This is a genomic window from Aeromonas intestinalis (assembly GCF_054052485.1).
On the sequence record NZ_JBSTYK010000010.1, the window covers coordinates 1 to 19,592 of the forward strand.

General features: G+C 62.6%; 20 protein-coding genes and 1 rRNA gene. 11 read left to right on the forward strand and 10 right to left on the reverse strand.

Annotated features, from left to right (window positions below):
- Positions 1 to 82 (forward strand): 5S ribosomal RNA (gene rrf / locus ACW5W7_RS13695); the annotation flags it as partial.
- 93 nt (positions 83 to 175) lie between these two features.
- Here the strand turns inward: rrf and ACW5W7_RS13700 are convergent.
- The 3 genes from ACW5W7_RS13700 to ilvY all read right to left on the reverse strand — a co-directional run bounded on the left by ACW5W7_RS13700 (position 176) and on the right by ilvY (position 4,040).
- Positions 176 to 2,758, reverse strand: a complete 2,583-nt coding sequence (locus tag ACW5W7_RS13700) for a bifunctional acetate--CoA ligase family protein/GNAT family N-acetyltransferase (RefSeq protein WP_456502071.1) — start codon at positions 2,756 to 2,758, stop codon at positions 176 to 178.
- Positions 2,759 to 2,848: 90 nt separating this feature from the next.
- Positions 2,849 to 3,037, reverse strand: coding sequence for a hypothetical protein (locus ACW5W7_RS13705; protein ID WP_456502072.1), 189 nt, complete (start codon positions 3,035 to 3,037; stop codon positions 2,849 to 2,851).
- Positions 3,038 to 3,152: 115 nt separating this feature from the next.
- Positions 3,153 to 4,040 carry an HTH-type transcriptional activator IlvY gene (ilvY, locus tag ACW5W7_RS13710; protein ID WP_456502073.1) on the reverse strand — a complete coding sequence of 296 codons (888 nt, stop codon included), beginning with the start codon at positions 4,038 to 4,040 and terminating at the stop codon, positions 3,153 to 3,155.
- Positions 4,041 to 4,258: 218 nt separating this feature from the next.
- On the opposite strand from ilvY, the gene ilvC reads away from it, so the two are divergent.
- Positions 4,259 to 5,740, forward strand: coding sequence for a ketol-acid reductoisomerase (gene ilvC, locus ACW5W7_RS13715; RefSeq protein WP_456502074.1), 1,482 nt, complete (start codon positions 4,259 to 4,261; stop codon positions 5,738 to 5,740).
- Between the two features lie 178 nt (positions 5,741 to 5,918).
- Here ilvC and pgi read toward each other — a convergent pair whose 3' ends face one another.
- Positions 5,919 to 7,568: a glucose-6-phosphate isomerase gene (gene pgi / locus ACW5W7_RS13720; RefSeq protein WP_456502075.1), complete on the reverse strand. Its 1,650-nt coding sequence runs from the start codon at positions 7,566 to 7,568 to the stop codon at positions 5,919 to 5,921.
- A 406-nt stretch (positions 7,569 to 7,974) separates the two neighbouring features.
- Between pgi and ACW5W7_RS13725 the strand changes: the two genes are divergently transcribed.
- Entirely contained in the window at positions 7,975 to 8,163 is a 189-nt protein-coding gene (locus tag ACW5W7_RS13725; protein WP_349920336.1) for a holin, read from the forward strand.
- A gap of 146 nt (positions 8,164 to 8,309) precedes the next feature.
- Here ACW5W7_RS13725 and ACW5W7_RS13730 read toward each other — a convergent pair whose 3' ends face one another.
- From ACW5W7_RS13730 to coaBC, 4 genes are all read right to left on the reverse strand, one after another.
- Positions 8,310 to 9,146: a mechanosensitive ion channel domain-containing protein gene (locus tag ACW5W7_RS13730; RefSeq protein WP_349920334.1), complete on the reverse strand. Its 837-nt coding sequence runs from the start codon at positions 9,144 to 9,146 to the stop codon at positions 8,310 to 8,312.
- A gap of 153 nt (positions 9,147 to 9,299) precedes the next feature.
- Positions 9,300 to 9,896 (reverse strand): nucleoid occlusion factor SlmA, encoded by a 597-nt coding sequence (slmA, locus tag ACW5W7_RS13735; protein ID WP_005323760.1) that lies wholly within the window; start codon positions 9,894 to 9,896, stop codon positions 9,300 to 9,302.
- A gap of 71 nt (positions 9,897 to 9,967) precedes the next feature.
- The gene (gene dut / locus ACW5W7_RS13740) at positions 9,968 to 10,426 is read right to left on the reverse strand and encodes a dUTP diphosphatase (protein WP_349920331.1); all 459 of its coding nucleotides are present in this window, start codon (positions 10,424 to 10,426) and stop codon (positions 9,968 to 9,970) included.
- Positions 10,427 to 10,569: 143 nt separating this feature from the next.
- A complete protein-coding gene (coaBC, locus tag ACW5W7_RS13745; protein ID WP_456502076.1) occupies positions 10,570 to 11,772 on the reverse strand; it encodes a bifunctional phosphopantothenoylcysteine decarboxylase/phosphopantothenate--cysteine ligase CoaBC in 1,203 nt (400 codons plus the stop codon).
- Positions 11,773 to 11,914: 142 nt separating this feature from the next.
- Between coaBC and radC the strand changes: the two genes are divergently transcribed.
- The 6 genes from radC to ACW5W7_RS13775 all read left to right on the forward strand — a co-directional run bounded on the left by radC (position 11,915) and on the right by ACW5W7_RS13775 (position 15,588).
- A complete protein-coding gene (gene radC, locus ACW5W7_RS13750; RefSeq protein ID WP_456502077.1) occupies positions 11,915 to 12,589 on the forward strand; it encodes a RadC family protein in 675 nt (224 codons plus the stop codon).
- 137 nt (positions 12,590 to 12,726) lie between these two features.
- Positions 12,727 to 12,963, forward strand: coding sequence for a 50S ribosomal protein L28 (rpmB, locus tag ACW5W7_RS13755; RefSeq protein ID WP_005307492.1), 237 nt, complete (start codon positions 12,727 to 12,729; stop codon positions 12,961 to 12,963).
- Positions 12,964 to 12,974: 11 nt separating this feature from the next.
- The gene (rpmG, locus tag ACW5W7_RS13760) at positions 12,975 to 13,142 is read left to right on the forward strand and encodes a 50S ribosomal protein L33 (protein WP_005323752.1); all 168 of its coding nucleotides are present in this window, start codon (positions 12,975 to 12,977) and stop codon (positions 13,140 to 13,142) included.
- An 89-nt stretch (positions 13,143 to 13,231) separates the two neighbouring features.
- Positions 13,232 to 13,687, forward strand: coding sequence for a hypothetical protein (locus ACW5W7_RS13765; RefSeq protein WP_456502078.1), 456 nt, complete (start codon positions 13,232 to 13,234; stop codon positions 13,685 to 13,687).
- Positions 13,688 to 13,712: 25 nt separating this feature from the next.
- On the forward strand, positions 13,713 to 14,525 hold the full coding sequence (gene mutM, locus ACW5W7_RS13770; RefSeq protein WP_456502079.1) for a bifunctional DNA-formamidopyrimidine glycosylase/DNA-(apurinic or apyrimidinic site) lyase: 813 nt from the start codon (positions 13,713 to 13,715) through the stop codon (positions 14,523 to 14,525).
- A 178-nt stretch (positions 14,526 to 14,703) separates the two neighbouring features.
- Positions 14,704 to 15,588: a VirK/YbjX family protein gene (locus tag ACW5W7_RS13775; protein ID WP_456502080.1), complete on the forward strand. Its 885-nt coding sequence runs from the start codon at positions 14,704 to 14,706 to the stop codon at positions 15,586 to 15,588.
- Positions 15,589 to 15,623: 35 nt separating this feature from the next.
- Here ACW5W7_RS13775 and coaD read toward each other — a convergent pair whose 3' ends face one another.
- A complete protein-coding gene (coaD, locus tag ACW5W7_RS13780; protein WP_349920324.1) occupies positions 15,624 to 16,106 on the reverse strand; it encodes a pantetheine-phosphate adenylyltransferase in 483 nt (160 codons plus the stop codon).
- 233 nt (positions 16,107 to 16,339) lie between these two features.
- Between coaD and ACW5W7_RS13785 the strand changes: the two genes are divergently transcribed.
- Positions 16,340 to 17,386 carry a glycosyltransferase family 9 protein gene (locus ACW5W7_RS13785; RefSeq protein ID WP_456502081.1) on the forward strand — a complete coding sequence of 349 codons (1,047 nt, stop codon included), beginning with the start codon at positions 16,340 to 16,342 and terminating at the stop codon, positions 17,384 to 17,386.
- A 94-nt stretch (positions 17,387 to 17,480) separates the two neighbouring features.
- Here the strand turns inward: ACW5W7_RS13785 and ACW5W7_RS13790 are convergent, their stop codons facing one another.
- Positions 17,481 to 18,269: a glycosyltransferase family 2 protein gene (locus ACW5W7_RS13790; protein WP_456502082.1), complete on the reverse strand. Its 789-nt coding sequence runs from the start codon at positions 18,267 to 18,269 to the stop codon at positions 17,481 to 17,483.
- 225 nt (positions 18,270 to 18,494) lie between these two features.
- Here ACW5W7_RS13790 and waaF point away from each other — a divergent pair, with 225 nt between their 5' ends.
- Positions 18,495 to 19,592: a lipopolysaccharide heptosyltransferase II gene (gene waaF / locus ACW5W7_RS13795; protein ID WP_456502083.1), complete on the forward strand. Its 1,098-nt coding sequence runs from the start codon at positions 18,495 to 18,497 to the stop codon at positions 19,590 to 19,592.

Genomic DNA, 19,592 nt, shown 5'->3' on the forward strand with positions numbered 1-19,592 from the left:
CCCATGCCGAACTCAGAAGTGAAACGCGGTAGCGCCGATGGTAGTGTGGCATTCGCCATGCGAGAGTAGGACACTGCCAGGCACCCAATTAGAAGAAGCCCGCTCATCTGAGCGGGCTTTTTTATTGGCTGAAATTTATCATTTTTACGCTATAAACCCCTGCCTCTTCGCTATTTCACCGATCATGTCGGCTCTGTTCCCCGCAGGGCAGCAGCATATTCACTACCCCGTCTTCCAGCTGGATATCGATCTGGAATCCCAGCCGTTTGGCCAGGTTGATCATGCCGCGATTGCTCGGCATGGTCATGCCGGAGAGCTGGCCTATGCCGCGCTCGCGAGCGTAACGGGCGATCTTCTCCATCATCAGCTTGCCGAGCCCCATTCCCTTCAAGTCGGAGCGCACCAGGATGGCGAACTCCGCATCGGCGAGATCCGGCGTGGAGATGGCCCTGACCACTCCCAGGATCTGCTGCTCGAAGGCGCCATCCTGACCTACGGCGACGAAGGCCATCTCCCGGTCGTAATCGATCTGGGTCATGCGGGCCAGCTCTTCATGACCCAGTTCCCCCACGTCGGCGAAGAAGCGCTTGTATCTGTCCTCATCGGAGACCTGAAGCACGAACGCCTTGTGAGCGGGTTCGTCTTCCGGGCGGATGGGGCGCAGCAAGACATGGCTCTGATCCTTGAGCCAGGCCCCCTCTTCCAGCTCGGTAGGATAGGGGCGAATGGCCAGCGGCAGCGCTTGTTGGCCCTTCTCCATCAGCACCAGTCTCGCATCCAGGATCACCATCTCCTCGCCACTGGCCTGCAGCGGATGCAGGTCCAGCTCCTGGATTTCGGGGAAGGCGAGCAGCAGCTCCGACAGCTGGCACAGCACCTGGCTCAGGGCGTTGATGTCGAGCCGCACCGGGCTGGCCTGCTCGCGGATCTTGCCGCTCTTGAGCGCACCGATGATCTGGTAGCGAGCCAGCGCCTGGTTCAGTGGCGGCAGGGCTGCCACCATCTGGTGAGGCTCGGCGCCGGATTCTCCGAGCAGGATGACGGGGCCGAACACGGGATCCTGTTGCAGGCGGATACGCAGCTCCAGGCCACCGCTACGACGCGCCATGCGCTGCACCAGCAGGCCTTCGATGCGTGCCCCGGGGTCGTGCTGGCGTACCCGGTCCAGGATGGCATCTGCCGCCTGGGCCACCTCGGCCGAGGTACGCAGGTTGAGCATGACGCCATGCACTTCCGACTTGTGGGCGATATCCGGTGAGCGCAGCTTCACCGCCACCGGGTAGCCTATCTGTTCCGCCGTCAGGGCTGCCTCGCTGGCATCCGAGACGATCCAGGTCGGCAGGGTGGCGAGACCGGCAGCCTGCATGATGGGTTGCGTCAGGTGAGTATCGAGCACGAGTTGTTTGCGATCCTGCGCCTGGCGGATCAGCTGTTGGCAACGCTGGACATCGAGTCTGTCACCTTGCAGTGACGCTGGCGTCTCCATCAGCTGCTTCTGGTTGCGACGGTATTCCACCATGTGCATGAAGGCGGCGACCGCGCTCTCCGGGGTTCGGTAGGTGGGGATGCCCGCCTCATTGAACAGGCGGCGCCCTTCCTGGGCCGAGAACTCCCCCGCCCAGTTGGTGAGGATATTGAAACGCCTGGCCCTGGGGTGCTGCTTGATGAAGTCGATCAGGTGAGTCGCCAGTGTCACCCCGCGGGCAGTCAGGGACGGGGCGTGGATCAGCAGGATGGCATCGGCCTTGTCCCCTTGCAACAGATCGTCCAGGGCGTCGCGATATGCCTCGATATCGGCGTCACTGCCGATATCGAGCGGCGCCATGGCAAGCTTGCCACCCCGTTCCAGCAGCACGTCGGCGGCCATGTTGGCGAGGCCGCGGCCATTGGAAAGGATGGCTAGCCGCTCTCCTTTGAGGGTCAGGGAGTGGCTCAGGGTCTCGACGGTGGCGAACAGTTCGTGGGTGTCGCGCACCCGCAGCATGCCGGCCCGGCGGATAGCGGCGTCATAGACGTTGTCGAGGCCGTTTGCCGGATCGTGGCGGCCGCTCTTGAGCACCAGGATAGGCTTGTTGCGGGAGGCGGCCCGGGCCGCCGAGAGGAAGTGACGGGCGTCGTGCAGCTTGTCCATGTAGATCAGGATGGCGCGGGTCGTGCCGTCACGGGAGAGCTGATCCAGCAGCTGGCCGAAGTCGATGTCGCAGTGATCCCCCAGCGAAACGAAGGCCGAGAAGCCGAGTTCACGCTGCTTGGCCCAGTCGAGGATGGTGGTGCTGACCGCCGCGGACTGAGACAGAAATGCGACCTGGCCCGGGGTGGCGGCGATGGGGGAAAAGCTGGCGTTGATGCCCTGGCCCGGCAATAGCATGCCCATGCTGTTGGGGCCGAGCAGGCGGATGCCGTACTGGCGGTAGAGCCGCTGCAACTGCAGGCGCTCCTCGGGGGTGAACTGGGCGGCCAGAATGATGGCTGCCCCCGTTCCCTTTTTGCCGAGCGCCTCGATGATCCCGAGTACCCGTTCGCGTTTGGTGCAGACGATGGCGAGATCCGGCGAGAGAGGCAGGCTCTCGATATCGGGATAGGCGAGTACGCCGGCAACGGCCTGGCTATGGGGGCTGACCGGCAAGATGGGGCCCTTGAACTGGCCTGCCAGCAGGTGGCGTATCACCACCTGGCCCGCCTTTTGCGGATCGCTGGAGGCACCGATGACGGCGATGGATTGGGGTTTGAAGAGCCGGTCCAGGCCGCTTGGTTTCATGGGCACTCCTGATGGCGACCCTCGAGGCGAGGGTGACGGATGGTGCCAGTCTAATACGCTTTATGGATGCTTACTGTGACCGATTGCGGATCACGACCGGGCCAGGGCGCTGGCACGCAGATAAAACCTCAGCTCTCCCTGGATGCGTCGTATCGTGGCCAGATGGCGATCCTGCAGGTAGATCTCCTGCTCGCTGTCGAGCTTGCAGCGGCTGATCCCCAGGCTGTGAAGGTACTCTTCAAACAGGTGAGAACCCTTGATCTCGACAAGATGCTGCATGGCGGACTCCTTTTCCAATGACGCTGATCAGCGGTGGAGTCTCCCCTCTTCTGGCCTGCATTCCTACTGGCACATTTGACACTGGCATTGTGGTGTAAATGAGCCACCCGAGGGCTCAACGTCCTCCCTGACCGCGGGCTGTGTCCCAGAAGGCGCGGATCAGCGGCTCCTCCAGCCGCTTCTTGAGCACGGCGATGCCCACATCGAACGGCTTGAGCGCCGGCTTGGGTTCGACGATGCGCACCTTGTCTCCCATGGGGCTGTGATCGATCACCGCCGCGGGCACCAGACCCACGCCGAAGCCGAGCGCCACCATGGCGACGATCCCTTCGTTCCCCGCGACCTCGGCATAGATGTTGGGGGCGATCCCCTTGTTGCGCAGCCACTGATCGCAGCGCTTTCGCGCCAGTCCCTGCTCGGAGAGGATGAGGGGCATGCGCTCCCAGTCCGGCGCGCCATTGTGGTACCAGTAGGCGGGAGGCGTGCTCTTCGGGGCGATGAACACCAGAGGGACCTGCTGCAAACTGGCGAACTCCAGCTTGGCGGAGAGGGCATCGGGGCGGGCGGCGATGGCAAGATCGGCCTCGTCAGCCAGGATCTTGTCCACCGCCAGCGCCGGGTCGCCGGTCTCGAGTTTGATTTCGAGCTGAGGGTAACGGCGGCGAAAGCGTTCCAGCACCTCGGGCAGCAGGAAGTAGCTGGCAGTGACCGAGCAGAACACGCGCAGCCGCCCCTGCAATGGCTCGTCGCTGCGCTTGATCTCTTGTTTGAGTCGGCGCCACTCCTGCAGCAGGCTGCCGCCGAACTCCCGCAGCTTCTCGCCGGCCGGAGTGAGGCGCACGCTGCGGTTATCCCGCTCGAACAAGATGCAGCCCGTCTCCTGCTCCAGCCGCTGGATGGCGCGACTCAGGGTGGAGGGGCTGACCGCCATGGCATCGGCGCTCTTGCCGAAATGGAGGGAGTCGGCGAGGTGGAGAAACAGTTCGAGATTGCGAAGATCCATCTTTCATTTCCTGCTGCGGCGCGAGCGCCAAATCGATTGCTACGGGCCAACTCGCCTGCTGATATCGACGAAAGGAGGGGGATATGGGGCCGGATAGCCTTTCATTTATTGCAACGTACTGTTTCGAATATATCAGTTCAGGCAATAAGTGTCCCGCGCTATAGTGGGTTCGACAACGCCGTCATCCGGCATGGAATCAATCGAACGGAGCAATCACCATGGCTAATTATTTCAACACCCTGAACCTGCGTCAGCAGTTGGCCCAGCTGGGCAAGTGTCGTTTCATGCTGCGCGAGGAGTTCGCTGACGGTTGTGCGGTGCTCAAGGGCAAGAAGGTGGTGATTGTGGGCTGTGGCGCCCAGGGTCTGAACCAGGGTCTGAACATGCGCGACTCCGGGCTGGACATCTCCTACGCCCTGCGCAAGGCGGCCATCACCGAGAAGCGTGCCTCCTGGCAGAAAGCCACCGACAACGGCTTCGTGGTCGGCACCTATGAGGATCTGATCCCCACCGCCGATCTGGTGCTGAACCTGACCCCGGACAAGCAGCACTCCGACGTGGTCAAAACCGTGATGCCGCTGATGAAGCAGGGGGCAGCTCTGGGCTACTCCCATGGCTTCAACGTGGTGGAAGAGGGTCAGCAGATCCGTGCCGACATTACCGTCGTCATGGTAGCGCCCAAGTGCCCGGGTACCGAGGTGCGTGAAGAGTACAAGCGTGGCTTCGGCGTACCGACCCTGATCGCGGTGCACCCGGAGAACGATCCCCAGGGCGAAGGCATGGCCATCGCCAAGGCGTGGGCCTCCGCCACCGGCGGCGACCGTGCCGGGGTGCTGGAATCCTCCTTCGTGGCGGAAGTCAAATCCGACCTGATGGGCGAGCAGACCATACTGTGCGGCATGCTGCAGGCCGGCTCCCTGCTGTGCTACGACAAGCTGGTCGCCGAGGGCACCGATCCGGCCTATGCCGGCAAGCTGATCCAGTTCGGCTGGGAGACCATCACCGAGGCCCTGAAGCAGGGTGGCATCAGCCTGATGATGGATCGCCTCTCCAACCCGGCCAAGCTGCGCGCCTTCGAGCTGTCCGAGCAGCTGCGCACCCTGATGCGCCCGCTGTTCGAGAAGCACATGGACGACATCATCGCCGGCGAGTTCTCCCGCGGCATGATGGCTGACTGGGCCGAAGACGATGCCAAGCTGTTCGGCTGGCGCGAAGAGACCGGCAAGTCTGCCTTCGAGAATGCCCCGGCCTATGCCGGCAAGATTGCCGAGCAGGAGTACTTCGACAACGGCGTGGTCATGGTGGCCATGGTCAAGGCGGGTGTGGAGCTGGCGTTCGAGACCATGGTGGCCTCCGGCATTTACGAAGAATCCGCCTATTACGAATCCCTGCACGAGTTGCCGCTCATCGCCAACACCGTCGCCCGCAAGCGCCTGTATGAGATGAACGTGGTGATCTCCGATACCGCCGAATACGGTAACTACCTGTTCGCCAATGCCGCCGTGCCGCTCTTGCGTGAGCATTTCATGCCGACCCTGCAGGTGGGCGATCTGGGCAGTGGCCGTGCCGAGAGCAAGGCCGTGGACAACCTGGCCCTGCTGGCCGCCAACGAGGCGACCCGCAATCACCCCATCGAAGCGATCGGCCAGACCCTGCGCGGCTACATGAAAGATATGAAGCGTATCGCCGTCGGTGGTTAAGTCTTAACGGACAGGCATGAGGAGGGGCGGGGATGACGATCCCCGTTACCGGCTGGCTTAGACACCTGGCTGGATGTCCGAATCGTGCAAGTCGTCAGATTGGTTGCTGGCGATGTGACCGGCAATAGAAAGCCCCGCTCATTGAGCGGGGCTTTTGCATTCAGGAAGCTTGGAGAGCTCAGGCTTTCCAGGCTTTCCAGGTGTTGATGAGACCATTGGTGGAGCAGTCGTGGCTGGTGACGGCCGCATCGGTGTTGAGCTCCGGCAGTATCTTGTTGGCCAGCTGCTTGCCCAGCTCCACGCCCCACTGATCGAAGCTGAAGATGTTCAGGATGGCGCCCTGCACGAAGATCTTGTGCTCGTACATGGCGATCAGGGCACCCAGGGTCTTCGGGGTCAGGCTCTTGAACAGGATGCTGTTGGTCGGGCGGTTGCCTTCGAACACCTTGAACGGCACCAGATCCTTCACCTGCTCCAGCGTCTTGCCGGCCGCCAGGAACTCGGCTTCGACCTCTTCCTTGCTCTTGCCGAAGGCCAGGGCCTCGGTCTGGGCGAAGAAGTTGGCCAGCAGTTTCGGATGGTGATCACCGATGGGGTTGTGGCTGATGGCCGGCGCCAGGAAGTCGCAGGGGATCAGCTTAGTACCCTGGTGGATCAGCTGGTAGAAGGCGTGCTGGCCGTTGGTGCCCGGCTCACCCCAGATGATGGGGCCGGTCTGGTAGTTCACCTTGTTGCCGTTGCGATCGGTGAACTTGCCGTTGGACTCCATGTTGCCCTGCTGGAAGTAGGCGGGGAAGCGGTGCATGTACTGATCGTAGGGCAGGATGGCTTCGGACTCGGCACCGTGGAAGTTGTTGTACCAGAGGCCGATGAGCGCCAGCAGCACCGGCACGTTCTGCTCGAAGGCGGTGGTGGCGAAATGCATGTCCATCTCGAAGGCGCCTTGCAGCAGGGCCTCGAAGTGCTCGAAGCCAAGAGACAGTGCGATGGGCATGCCGATGGCAGACCAGGAGGAATAACGACCGCCGACCCAGTCCCAGAACTCGAACATGTTGTCGGTGTCGATGCCGAATTCGGCCACGGCCTTGCCGTTGGTGGAGAGCGCCGCGAAGTGCTTGGCGACGTGGGCCTTGTCACCGGCTAATTGGATGAACCAGTCACGGGCGGTCAGGGCGTTGGTCATGGTCTCCTGGGTGGTGAAGGTCTTGGAGGCCACCAGGAACAGGGTGGTTTCCGGATCGATCTTCTTCAGCGTCTCGGCGATATGGGTGCCATCGACGTTGGAGACAAAATGCATCTGCAGGTGATTCTTGTAGGGGCGCAGCGCCTCGGTGATCATCACGGGGCCGAGATCCGAACCACCGATGCCGATATTGACCACGTGCTGGATGGTCTTGCCGGTATAGCCCTTCCACTCGCCACCGATGACCTTCTCGCAGAAGCCCTTCATCTTGGCCAGGACGGCGTTCACCTCTGGCATCACATCCTTGCCATCCACTTCGATGGGGCGATCCGAGCGGTTGCGCAGGGCGGTGTGCAGCACGGCGCGGCCTTCGGTCATGTTGATCTTGTCGCCGTTGAACATGGCGTCGATGGCGCCGCGCAGGTCGGTCTCCTCGGCCAGCGCGAGCAGCAGGGAGAGGGTCTCCCCGGTGATCAGGTTCTTGGAGTAGTCGACCAGGATGTCGCCACCGAAGGTGAGAGAGAACTTGTCGAAACGTTTGGGATCCTGTGCGAACAGATCCTTGAGACGCATCTCTTTATGGGCCGCGAAGTGGGTTTCCAAAGCCTGCCAGGCCTTGGTCTGGGTTGGATTGATGTTTTTCATAGGATTCCTGAGATTCCAAGTTGTGTTTGAACCTTGCAGGCAAGGCTCCCGCCAAACCTTATTGTTCGAGCATTATACCGGGCTCTGTGTGCGGCCCGTGTAACAGAGCATTACCAATTGTCTGCCATCGAGGGAGTTTACAACCAAAACGCTGGGATTATGAGCCAGCAACATCGTCGGGATCTTGCGTTTGCGCATGCTTCTCCCGTCTTGGTTGTGGCGAAAAGGCTTTCAAGTTCATCAGCCTGCGACCATGAGCTCCGCGCCCTTGAAGAGGCCCTGCCAGCACATCTTTTCGCCTGTTTTATGCGCAAACGCAAATTTGCGCCGTCCGGAGCCGGTTATGATCTGCCCGGATGGACGATTCTCCCAGGGATGGCCACAGTGTTGGAACGAGGAGATCGACATGAAACGCGTATTGTCCCTGTTTGCCCTGAGCCTGATCGCCACCGGCCTCATCGGCCTGCTGACCCTGGCGATGACCACGGCCGCCCCGACCCTCGAGATGCGGGTACTGGCGGTGATGGGAGCCGTGCTGGGGGGTTATGTGCTGGTGCAGCCGCTGCTCAACCGGGTGGCGCGCAAGCTGGCCTGAGTATGGTTCTTGAAGGGGATGCCGAGTTCGGCCTTGAGTGACGTCACGAGGTGAACGAGAGACCGGCCCGGGTGGCCGGTTTTTTTTATGGCCCGGAAATGACAATGCCAGCCCGGAGGCTGGCATTGTGGTCATCAGGGCCGTGCTCAGGCCTGGTTCTTTTGCATGTGCATGACCATCTGCGGGAAGGGGATCTCGATACCTTCGGCATCGAAGGCCAGCTTTACCTGCTCGTGGAAATCGAACCAGACACCCCAGTAATCGGCGGTCTTGACCCAGGGGCGCACCACGATGTTGACCGAAGAGTCGGCCAGGGCGGCGACGGCGATGGTAACGGCCGGATCCTTCAGGATGCGCGGCTCTTCACTCACCAGACGCTCCAGGATCTGCTTGGCCTTGCGCAGATCCGAGCCGTAGCCGATGCCGAAGGTCATGTCGACCCGACGGGTCTCCATGCGGGAGTAGTTGACGATGGTGCCGTTGAGGATGGCGGAGTTGGGGACGACCACCATCTTGTTGTCGGCGGACGAGAGGGTGGTGGTGAACAGCTGTACGGACTGCACCACGCCATTGGTACCCGCCACTTCGATGAACTCACCGGCCTTGATGGGACGGAAGATGATCAGCAGGAAACCGGCGGCGAAGTTGGAGAGCGAGCCCTGCAGTGCCAGACCGATGGCCAGACCGGCGGCACCGATGATGGCGACGAAGGAGGCGGTCTGTACCCCGACCCGGCCCAGCGCCGCGATCACCACGAACACCAGTATGGTGTACTTGAGGATGCTGCCGATGAAGTGGGTGACCGTGGTGTCCAGCTTGCGGGCCTGCATGACCTTGGTCACGCCGCCACTGATGATATTGGCGGCGATGTAACCGACCAGCAGGGTGAGCAGGGCGGCGGCGATGTTGACCGCGTACTCGATGATCAGCCCCTGGTTGTTGACCAGCCAGGTCTGCGCGTCTGTGATGATCTCGGGTTCCATAGAATTTCCTGTTGGTGTAAAGGTTTATGGCGGATGAATCTAACACCGGAGCGCGACAACTTGGGTCGCATCTGGTGCTTCTTTTCTACCATAGGAAGCTGTCACAAAAAACAAGGGAGGCCAAGGCCTCCCGCTTCGCACAATCAGTATGGCTCAGCTCTGCAGCAGTTGGCTGCGCATGAATTGCCACTGATCTTCAAAGCCGGCGGTGGGCTTGAGTTTGAACTCGGATCGGACAAACTGGCTGATCCGCCCCTCGGCATAGGCCAGCAGCAGATTGGCCAGCATGGTCTCGTCGAGCTGGAAGCCCTGGCCTTCCCGCAGCCGCTTCTCCCGCAGTGCCTGCTTGAGCTGGGTTTCCAGCTTGTCGAACAGCGCGCTGATGCGATCCCGCAGCCGGTCGTGCTCACCCAGCAGGGCGTCGCCGTTGAGGATGCGGGTGATGCCGGGATTGCGCTCGGCGAACACCAAGAGCAGCTGCAGTATGTGGTGGCAGCGGGCCATGGTGTCTTTCTCTTCGGCCATGATCAGGTTGACCCGTGACAGCAGGGAATCCTCGATAAAGTCGATCAGCCCCTCGAACATCCGCGCCTTGCTGGGAAAGTGCCGATAGAGGGCCGCCTCGGAGACACCCACCTCGGCCGCGAGGCGGGCCGTGGTGATGCGCTGGCCCGGGCTGGTTTCCAGCATATGGGCGAGTGCCTGCAGGATCTGATCGCGCCGACTCTGTTTCTGGTTACTGCTTGCCATGGATTCCCCTAAAAAAAACAATGGCTTGATTCCGTTATTAGGCACAGACCCGGGGGGTCTGTGTGGTCTTGTTATTGGCGACCAGAAGAACCAAACCCGCCTTCACCCCGTTCGCTCTGATTGAACTCATCGACCAGCTGGAAGCTGGCCTGAACCACCGGCAGGATCACCAGCTGGGCGATGCGCTCGCCGGGTTGCATGGTGAAGCTGTCGTTGCCGCGGTTCCAGACCGAGACCATCAATTGACCCTGATAGTCGGAGTCGATGAGGCCGACCAGGTTGCCGAGCACGATGCCGTGCTTATGGCCGAGGCCGGAGCGGGGCAGAATGGTGGCGCACAGACCCGGATCCTGGATGTGGATGGCCAGGCCGGTAGGCACCAGGGTGGTATCGCCGGGGGCCAGGGTCAGCGGCGCGTCCAGCAGGGCGCGCAGATCCATGCCGGCGGAACCCGGTGTGGCATAGGCAGGCAGCGGGAAGTCGGTGCCGATGCGGGCATCCAGGATTTTGAGTTCAATTTGTGTGTTCATGAATCGCTTTTCAATGAGATCGCACTGCGGCGATCGAATGGCTCAGTGAATTCTGCTGCTGGCGCTGACACAGGCAGTGTCAACGTCCGCTGAATCGGTTTGTCGGGATCGCGAAAGGCGATCGGATCGCTTGGCGTCGTTGCTCAGGAGCGATAATGACGCGCAATCAAGGCGATGAGATGACGGGCCAGTGTCAGCTTATCGGCAAGTGGCAGCGGGGCTTGACCCCCTTGCCAGAACACGGTCAGGGCATTGTCATCGGCATTGAACCCCTGGCCCGCGCGGGATACGTCGTTGGCGGCGATCATGTCCAGCCGTTTGCGTCGCAGTTTGTCGAGGGCGTATTGTTCCACATCCACGGTTTCGGCGGCAAATCCAACGGTGTAGGGCTTGTCTGGTAATGCTCCCACGGCGGCGATGATGTCCGGGTTCTTGACCAGGGTCAGCTGCATCTGATCGCTGTCGACACGCTTCTTGATCTTCTGCTCGGCTACCTGCTCGGGGCGATAATCCGCCACGGCGGCGCAGCCGATGAAGAGATCGCACTCGCTCACCCGGCTCATGACGGCCTGATGCATCTGCTGGGCGCTCTCCACATCGACGCGCACCACCCCTTGCGGCGTGGCCAGAGCGACCGGGCCACTCACCAGGGTCACCTCGGCGCCTGCCTCACGGGCGGCGCGGGCGATGGCGTAGCCCATCTTGCCGGAGCTGTGGTTGCTGATGTAGCGCACCGGATCCAGTGCCTCCCGGGTCGGGCCGGCGGTGAGCAGCAGACGGACGCCGGCCAGCAGGGGCTCGGCGGCGAGCTGCTGGCAGCAGCGCTCCACCAGCTCGAGGGGATCCAGCATGCGGCCGGGGCCCACGTCGCCGCAGGCCTGGCTGCCGGAATCCGGCCCCCATAGCTGGATGCCGCGACTGGCCAGGGTATCCAGGTTGGCCTGGGTGGCGGCGTTGCGATACATCTGCTGGTTCATGGCCGGGGCCAGTGCGACGGGGGCGGGAGTGGCCAGGCAGAGGGTGGTCAACAGCTCGTCGGCCATGCCGGCGGCCATGCGTGCCATCAGGTTGGCGCTGGCGGGCGCGATCAGCACCAGATTGGCCCATTTGGCCAGTTCGATATGGCCCATGCCCGCCTCGGCGGCCGGATCCAGCAGGCTGTCGGCGACCGGATGACCGGAGACGGCTTGCAGGGTCAGCGGGGTGATGAACTCCTTGGCGGAGCGGGTCATGACCACGCGCACCTCGGCCCCCTGATCCTTCAGGCGACGTACCAGCTCGGCACTCTTGTAGGCGGCGATGCCACCACTGACACCCAACAGGATGCGTTTATCGGCCAATCTCATCTGCACCATCTCTTGCGGTTCAACTGGTCGGCTAAGATAGCACAGGCTGGGGGTGACGACAGAGGCTGACATGGGGGAGATGTGCTCGGGCTCCCGCGTTTTTTTGCTATGTTTTTCCTCAGCCCCCTGCGAGGAGAGACAAATGAGCATCAAGGAGTGGCCCGAGGATGAGCGTCCCAGAGAGAAGCTGCTGCGTCGGGGAGCCGGGGTGTTGTCCGATGCGGAACTGCTGGCGATCTTCCTGCGCACCGGGGTCAACGGCCTGAGTGCGGTGGATCTCTCCCGCCAGTTGCTGCAACAATTTGGCTCCCTGCGCGCCCTGCTGGGCGCCGAGCAGCGCACCTTCTGCGACGCCCATGGGTTGGGGCCGGCCAAGTATGCCCAGTTGCAGGCGGTGCTGGAGATGGGCAAGCGCCATCTGGCGGAGCAGTTGGCGCGGGGGGAAGCCCTCACTTCACCCCGGTTGACCCGGGACTATCTGCAAGCCCAGTTGCGGGATCGGCCGCGGGAGGTGTTTGCCCTGTTGCTGCTGGATAACCAGCACAGGGTCATTCAATTCGTCGAGCTTTTTTACGGTACCCTGGACGCGGCGAGCGTCTGGCCCAGAGAAATCGTGCAGATCGCGCTCAAACATAATGCAGCCGCCGTGATTCTGGCGCATAATCACCCGTCCGGCGTGGCCGAGCCCAGCCGGGCCGACCGCCAGATCACGGATCGTATCCTGGCCGCACTGGCCCTGGTCGATATCAGAGTGCTGGATCACTTGGTGATCGGTGACGGCATCACGGTTTCTTTTGCAGAGCGTGGTTGGCTATAAACTGGGCTCTGGCACTGTATTAGTTGATCTTTGATCACGGATGCTGTATAAAATGCCGCCTTCTGTTTGCCCCGCAATCGAAGGCCAGCGGGGCAGATATTTGCTCGAGCAATGAAGTAAGATTTGGAGAGACTGACATGTCTAGAGTATGCCAAGTAACCGGCAAGCGCCCGGCAGTTGGTAACAACCGTTCGCACGCTAACAACGCTACCAAGCGTCGTTTCCTGCCGAACCTGCACACTCACCGTTTCTGGGTTGAGAGTGAAAAACGCTTCGTGAGCCTGCGCGTATCCGCAAAAGGCATGCGTATCATCGACAAGCGCGGCGTTGAAGTGGTTCTGGCTGAACTGCGTGCCAGCGGCGTTAAGGTATAAGGAATTAGATCATGGCTAAAGGTATTCGCGATAAGATTCGCCTGAACTCCAGCGCCGGTACTGGTCACTTCTATACCACTACCAAGAACAAGCGCACCATGCCCGAAAAAATGGAGATCAAGAAATTTGATCCCGTTATTCGTCAGCATGTGATCTACAAAGAAGGCAAAATCAAGTAATCACTTGAATTTGCTTAAAAGCCCGGCCTTGTGCCGGGTTTTTTTATGGCCGCAATTCAGTACACTGCCGCTTCAAAGGGAGAGTTGCCATGTTCAAATTGAGCCGCAAAGGCTGGAATAACGTGATCATCGTGGCGGTGCTGATCGTGATTACCCTGTTGCACCGGCTGGATCAGGCCCAGCAGGAGAACAGCGCCAAGCGGTCACGGCCCCTGCTGCCGGAGGCCGCCGTGGTGTTGACCTGGCAGGGACCGAGCTGGCAGATAGAACGCATCGGCCAGGGTTGGCGCAGCGGGCCGGATCTGGGGCTCGACAGCGACCAGCTCGCCGCCCACATCGAAGCCTGGCAGGGCTGGTTGCTGCCCCCTGGCGACGCCCTGCGCGGCAATCCCGTCAGCCTCAAGATCTGGGTCGCCGGCCAGAGCGATCCCATCGAGGTGGCGCTCTATCAGGACAACGGCAAGTTCGCCGCCCTGCTGCTCCCCTCGACCTGGCTGACCCTGAGCCCAGAGCAGTACCGCAGTCTGCTGCGGCCCACCCCCTGATCCACCCTACAACGAGGAGCGCGTCATGCCTGAATTACCGGAAGTCGAAGTCAGCCGCCAGGGCATCTCTCCCTGGCTCACCGGCATCAAGGTCACCCGGGTCGTGGTGCGGGACGGCCGCCTGCGCTGGCCGGTGCCGGGAGAGATCCAGGAGCTGGTGGACCTCACCATCCACAGGGTCAGCCGCCGTGCCAAGTACCTGCTGCTGGAGACCGATTTTGGCACCGCCATCCTGCATCTGGGCATGTCCGGCAGCCTGCGGGTGCTGGACATCGGCACCCCGGCCGAGAAGCACGATCACGTGGATATCGAGCTCGCCAACGGCAAGCTGCTGCGACTCAACGATCCGCGCCGCTTCGGCGCCCTGCTGTGGACTCGCGAACCGGCAGAGGCCCACGCCCTGCTGGCCAGGCTCGGCCCCGAACCCCTCACCGATGCGTTCAGCGCCGACTATCTGCGGGAACGTGCCAAAGGGCGCAGCACCCCGATCAAGACTTTCCTGATGGACAACCATGTGGTGGTGGGGGTCGGCAACATCTACGCCAACGAGGCGCTCTATGCCGCCGGCATTCACCCCAAGCGGGCGGCGGGCAACATCAGCGCCGAACGGCTGGAGACCCTGGTGGCCGAGATCAAGCGGGTACTGGCGGCTGCCATCGTGCAGGGGGGGACGACCCTCAAGGATTTCACCAGCGCCGACGGCAAGCCGGGCTATTTCGTGCAGCAGTTGCAGGTCTATGGTCGCGGTGGCCAGCCCTGTTTCCATTGCCAGACCCTGCTGAGTGAAATCCGCATTGGACAACGTACCACCGTGTTTTGTTCACATTGCCAGCGCTGACGGACACTATTTTTCGCCAAAGCGGCGATGTTGTAAGAGAGTATTTCCAGTCTGTTGAGAATGTGACCGCTCATTTCTAGTATCCCGTCTGTTCAGGCAAGACGAGAAATTAAAAATGACAACAAAATCAATAGACTGGGAACATTTGTCCCGGCAGGGGCACTTTTGTGCCCAGCAAATGGCCCGCTACCTCTACCCCGAGGAGAGTGCCCGCAAGACCTTCAATCGCGTCAAGTTCGTGCTGCGCAGTCTGCTCTATCGTTCGCAGCTGACCCAGGTGTACGAGCTGTTCCTGGCGGAGCCGCTAAGGGCGCTGCCCGCCCGCTATCCCGAGCTGCTCGACAAGCCGATGCGCCCCTATCGTTTCGCCAGCTCCACCGTCAGCCAGCGGGCTGCCATGGTGGAAGATCACTATCGGCTGCTGCTGGCCCGCTACCCGGCGCTCATCGAGCGGCTCTATCTGGGGGAGGGCTTGGAGCTGGGGCGTTTTCCCGATCAGGACTACCGCATCGTGCTGCGCCACGACTGCACCTTCCGCCGGGAGGCCGAGCTGGCCCTCTCCATCGTCAATGCCCGGGGTGAGCGGCTCTACAGCTGCGCCTTCTCCCTGGCCGGCAACGAGCGCGAGCTGGCGGTGGTGATAGGGTCCATTCAAGGGCCCGCCCCCTGTGTGGCGCAGCCGCAGGAGAGGGTGCGGGCGCTGACCAAGGCGGGCCACGGCCTGAGGCCCAAGTCGCTGGTGGTGATGATGGTGCTGGCACTGGCGCAGGCCATGGGGGCGAGCCGGGTCACGGCGGTGCGGATGAAGGCGCACATCTATCAGGCCAGTCGCTACAGCAAGCGCAAGAAGGCCTGCCTGCAATCGGACTATGACGAGCTGTGGCAGGAGTTTGGTGCCGTGGATCAGGACGAGAACTTCGTGCGGCTGCAACCGGCGGAACGCACGCCGCTGGAGGCCGTGGCCACCAAGAAGCGGGCCATGTACCGGCGTCGCTACCTGTGGCTGGACGAGCTGGCGCTGGCTTGCCAGCAGGCCCTGGCGTGCGGCCAGGAGAGCCGCTGACGCCGGGATGCAACGGGGAGGCGAGCCTCCCGGTCTTATTTGCCGAGCTTGGCGCCGATGGCCTTGGCCACCAGGGGGGCGACAAACTGGTGGATATCGCCGCCGTGCAGGGCGACTTCCTTCACCAGGGTGGAGGAGATGAAGGAGTTCTCCGCCGACGGGGTGAGGAAGACGCTCTCCAGTTCCGGCATCAGGTGGCGATTCATGTTGGCGAGCTGGAACTCGTACTCGAAGTCGGAGACGGCGCGCAGCCCCCGGATCAGCACATTGGCCTGGTGAGTCTTGGCGAAATCCACCAGCAGGCCGGAGAAGCCCACCACCTTGACGTTGGGCAGATGGGCGGTCACCTGACGGGCCAGCTCGACCCGCTCGGCCAGATCGAACAGCGGGCGTTTGCTCGGGCTGTTGGCCACCCCGACCACCACCTCGTCAAACAGCCGGGCGGCCCGTTCGATGAGATCGGTGTGGCCGTTGGTGATGGGGTCAAAGGTGCCGGGGTATATTACCTTGTTGGTCATGGTGCGGATTCCTGCAGCCGGGAGAGTGGGTCGCATTATAGGGGCAGTTGCGGGATCGCCGCGACTGGGATGGCCGGAGTTTTGTGCGGGATCTGGCGTGTGAGGGCGCCCTTGACCACCCAAATTGGCCTCAGATAGCCGCATCGCTTGAGAATAGCCCGCCATCAGGCAAGAATACCGGCACCGCGCAGCAAGCCATCCTGCATTGGTGACAGGAGGCAAAGGGATTGTTTATGAAACGCATTCTGGTAGTACGCAATGACAAGATTGGTGACTTCATGCTGGCCTGGCCGAGTTTCGCCATGCTCAAGGGCTCCATGGATTGTCATGTGACTGCTCTGGTGCCCGCCTACACGGCGCCCCTTGCCCGTCTGTGCCCCTGGATTGACGAGGTGATCCTGGATCCGGGCGCCAAGGCCGACAAGGAGCAGCAGCGCGCCCTGCTGGCTCGCATCAAGGCGGCCGCCTTCGACGCCGCCATCTGCCTCTTCTCCAACACCCGCAACGCCAAGCTGGTGTGGAAGGCGCACATTCCCTACCGGCTGGCACCCGCCACCAAGCTGGCCCAGGTGCTCTACAACCAGCGCCTGGTCCAGCGCCGCTCCCGTTCCCAGAAGCCGGAGTACGAATACAACCTGGATCTCGTCCGCCGCTTTCTCGCCGACCAGCAGCTGAGCGCGGTGGAGCCCCAGGCTCCCTATCTCAGTTTCGATGCCGCCTGCCTGCAGCAGGTGCGCGAGCAGGTCGCCACCCGGCTGAAGCTGGATGCCAGCCGCCCCTGGCTGATGGTGCACGCGGGCAGCGGCGGCTCGGCCAACAATCTCTCCATCGAGCAATATGCCCGTCTCATCATCAAGCTCAACCAGGCCTGCCCCGAGTTGCAGTGCGTGCTGACGGCGGGGCCGGGGGAGGAGGGCAAGGCCGAGCAACTGGCGGCAGAATTGCTGGCCCACGGCGGCAACGGCTGGATCTATCGCTCCGACGAGGGGCTGCCGAAGTTCTGTCAGGTGATGGCCAATGCGGCCCTGTTCGTGGCGGGCAGCACCGGGCCGTTGCACATCGCCGCGGCCCTGGATGTACCGACCATCGGCTTCTTCCCGGCGCACCGCTCTGCCACCCCGCTGCGCTGGCGTCCCCTCAACAGCGAGGGTCGCCACCTGGCGTTCAGCCCGCCGGAGGACAGCGATCATCCGGAGGACATGAGCCAGCTCGATCCCAAGGCCATGGCGGCGGCGATTGCCCGCTGGGCACCGCCCTTCTGGCAGATAAAAGAGTCGTAAATGCAAACAGGGCCCGTCATGGGCCCTGTTTTTATTGTGCCAGGCAGCATGAACTGCTGCCGAAGAGACGCCGTGGGAGCGGGGTCGAGGCGGTTTACTTACCGCTCTGATCCGGTACCTGGGGCCGCTGGCGGATCCAGAGGTCGGCGTACTTCACGAAGGTGGAGTGGGCGGAGAGGATGGCCAGCAGCAGCCCCTGCTTGCCGTCGAGGAAGCCCGCCTTGAGCAGGTACATCTTGAGGAAGCAGCCGAGCGCATGCACCAGCCCCTGGCCGAGGGAACCCTTCTTGCCGCGGGCGGTGCGCTGGTCGGCCCAGGCCCTGGCATAGCCGGCGGATTTCACCAGGTAGTGCTCCAGATCCCGGTAGGTGAAATGCAGCAGGTCGCCATGCAGGTTGACGATCTTCATATTGGCGCGCACCTCCACCTTCTCGTGCACCAGGGCCTCGTTGTAGCCGGTGAGCGCCTTGGGGTAGAGGCGCAGCACCCGGTCCGGATACCAGCCGCTGTGGCGGATGAAGCGGCCGAACACCCAGGAGAGACGCGGGATGGAGTAGATGGTCTCCTGGGCCGGGTTGGCCATGACGGCGGCGATGGAGGCCTTGAGCTCTGGGCTGAGGCGCTCGTCCGCATCCAGCCACAGCACCCAGTCGGATTGCACGTGGGACTGGGCGAGACGGCGCTGACGACCGAACCCCGGCCACTTGGCGTTGACGAAGAAGCGGGCGCCGTATTCGGCGGCGATGGCGGGGGTGTCGTCCTGGCTGCCGGAGTCGAGGATGACGATCTCATCCACCAGATCCCCGAGGGAGGCGAGACAGGCACGCAGGTTGTCGGCTTCATTCTTGACGATCAGGACGGCCGCCAGGGTCGGTTTGTTCACGGATATGGCTCTCGTTGGCGCCCGGCTGGCGGGCCACGGTCAAATTGGGGCCCATTCTAGCCTAAAACGGCGGCCGGGGCAGCGGGATTGGGCTGTGCAATCCGCTGCTGGCGTGCCCTGTTTGCGAAGCGGGGAGGGATCTTCTGTTATTTCTCCGGCCATTCTTGGGGCATAATCTCGACCAGTAATGACCAACCGCCGGGCCTGACCCGAGAGATGCGCGAGATGAAGATATTGGTGATCGGCCCCTCCTGGGTCGGCGACATGGTGATGTCCCAGAGCCTCTACAAGGCCCTCAAGAGCAACCACCCAGGCAGCGAGCTGCATGTGATGGCACCGGCCTGGTGCGTGGCGCTGCTCGAACGGATGCCCGAGGTGGACAAGGCCATCCCCATGCCCCTTGGCCACGGTGACTTCAAGCTGGGGGCCCGCCGCCGGCTCGGCAAGCAGCTGGCGGCCGAGGGCTACTCCCAGGCCATCATCCAGCCCAACTCCATGAAGTCGGCGCTGATCCCCTGGTTCGCCGGGATCCCGGTGCGTACCGGCTGGAAGGGGGAGCACCGCTTCGGCCTGCTCAACGATCTGCGCAGCAACAAGAAGGCCTTCCCGCTGATGGTGGAGGGCTACCTGGCCCTGGCCTACCCCAAGGCGCAGATGAAGAGCCGGGCCGACATCCCGGCCATCCCCCATCCATCCCTGCACGTGGATCTTGTCAATCAGGACAAGGCGCTGGAGCGGCTCGGGCTGGATCGCGCCCGCCCCGTGCTGGTGCTCTGCCCCGGCGCCGAATTCGGCCCGGCCAAGCGCTGGCCGGAGGGGCACTACGCCGTGGTGGCCCAGAAGCACCTGGACGAAGGCTGGCAGGTGTGGATCTTTGGCTCCGGCAAGGATGTGGAGGTGGCCAACACCATCCGCGACCGGATCAACCCCCTGTCGCGCCCCAACTGTCACGTGCTGGCAGGCAAGACCAGTCTGCACGAGGCGATCGATCTGATGGCGCTGGCCGGTCGGGTCATCGCCAACGACTCCGGCCTGATGCACGTCGCCGCCGCCCTCAACCGGCCGCTGATCGGTGTCTATGGTTCCACTTCGCCGCTCTACACGCCGCCCCTGGCGGATCGGGTGGAAATCGTGCACACCGACATCGAGTGCCGCCCCTGTTTCAAGCGCACCTGCAAGTTCGGTCACCTCAAGTGCCTGATCGAGCTGATGCCGGAGCAGGTCATCGCGGCGGGACAGCGGCTGGAGCGCGGCGAGGCCGCGGATCTGACCATCGCCTTGCAGCCGGTGGATGGATCCGCTACCAAACCCGAAGGGACCTAG

Bases quoted from the DNA above. Each gene is read 5' to 3' on its own strand.
- ACW5W7_RS13700 (WP_456502071.1), bottom strand. From the start codon at position 2,758: ATGAAACCAAGCGGCCTGGACCGGCTCTTCAAACCCCAATCCATCGCC.
- ACW5W7_RS13705 (WP_456502072.1), bottom strand. From the start codon at position 3,037: ATGCAGCATCTTGTCGAGATCAAGGGTTCTCACCTGTTTGAAGAGTAC.
- ilvY (WP_456502073.1), bottom strand. From the start codon at position 4,040: ATGGATCTTCGCAATCTCGAACTGTTTCTCCACCTCGCCGACTCCCTC.
- ilvC (WP_456502074.1), top strand. From the start codon at position 4,259: ATGGCTAATTATTTCAACACCCTGAACCTGCGTCAGCAGTTGGCCCAG.
- pgi (WP_456502075.1), bottom strand. From the start codon at position 7,568: ATGAAAAACATCAATCCAACCCAGACCAAGGCCTGGCAGGCTTTGGAA.
- ACW5W7_RS13725 (WP_349920336.1), top strand. From the start codon at position 7,975: ATGAAACGCGTATTGTCCCTGTTTGCCCTGAGCCTGATCGCCACCGGC.
- ACW5W7_RS13730 (WP_349920334.1), bottom strand. From the start codon at position 9,146: ATGGAACCCGAGATCATCACAGACGCGCAGACCTGGCTGGTCAACAAC.
- slmA (WP_005323760.1), bottom strand. From the start codon at position 9,896: ATGGCAAGCAGTAACCAGAAACAGAGTCGGCGCGATCAGATCCTGCAG.
- dut (WP_349920331.1), bottom strand. From the start codon at position 10,426: ATGAACACACAAATTGAACTCAAAATCCTGGATGCCCGCATCGGCACC.
- coaBC (WP_456502076.1), bottom strand. From the start codon at position 11,772: ATGAGATTGGCCGATAAACGCATCCTGTTGGGTGTCAGTGGTGGCATC.
- radC (WP_456502077.1), top strand. From the start codon at position 11,915: ATGAGCATCAAGGAGTGGCCCGAGGATGAGCGTCCCAGAGAGAAGCTG.
- rpmB (WP_005307492.1), top strand. From the start codon at position 12,727: ATGTCTAGAGTATGCCAAGTAACCGGCAAGCGCCCGGCAGTTGGTAAC.
- rpmG (WP_005323752.1), top strand. From the start codon at position 12,975: ATGGCTAAAGGTATTCGCGATAAGATTCGCCTGAACTCCAGCGCCGGT.
- ACW5W7_RS13765 (WP_456502078.1), top strand. From the start codon at position 13,232: ATGTTCAAATTGAGCCGCAAAGGCTGGAATAACGTGATCATCGTGGCG.
- mutM (WP_456502079.1), top strand. From the start codon at position 13,713: ATGCCTGAATTACCGGAAGTCGAAGTCAGCCGCCAGGGCATCTCTCCC.
- ACW5W7_RS13775 (WP_456502080.1), top strand. From the start codon at position 14,704: ATGGCCCGCTACCTCTACCCCGAGGAGAGTGCCCGCAAGACCTTCAAT.
- coaD (WP_349920324.1), bottom strand. From the start codon at position 16,106: ATGACCAACAAGGTAATATACCCCGGCACCTTTGACCCCATCACCAAC.
- ACW5W7_RS13785 (WP_456502081.1), top strand. From the start codon at position 16,340: ATGAAACGCATTCTGGTAGTACGCAATGACAAGATTGGTGACTTCATG.
- waaF (WP_456502083.1), top strand. From the start codon at position 18,495: ATGAAGATATTGGTGATCGGCCCCTCCTGGGTCGGCGACATGGTGATG.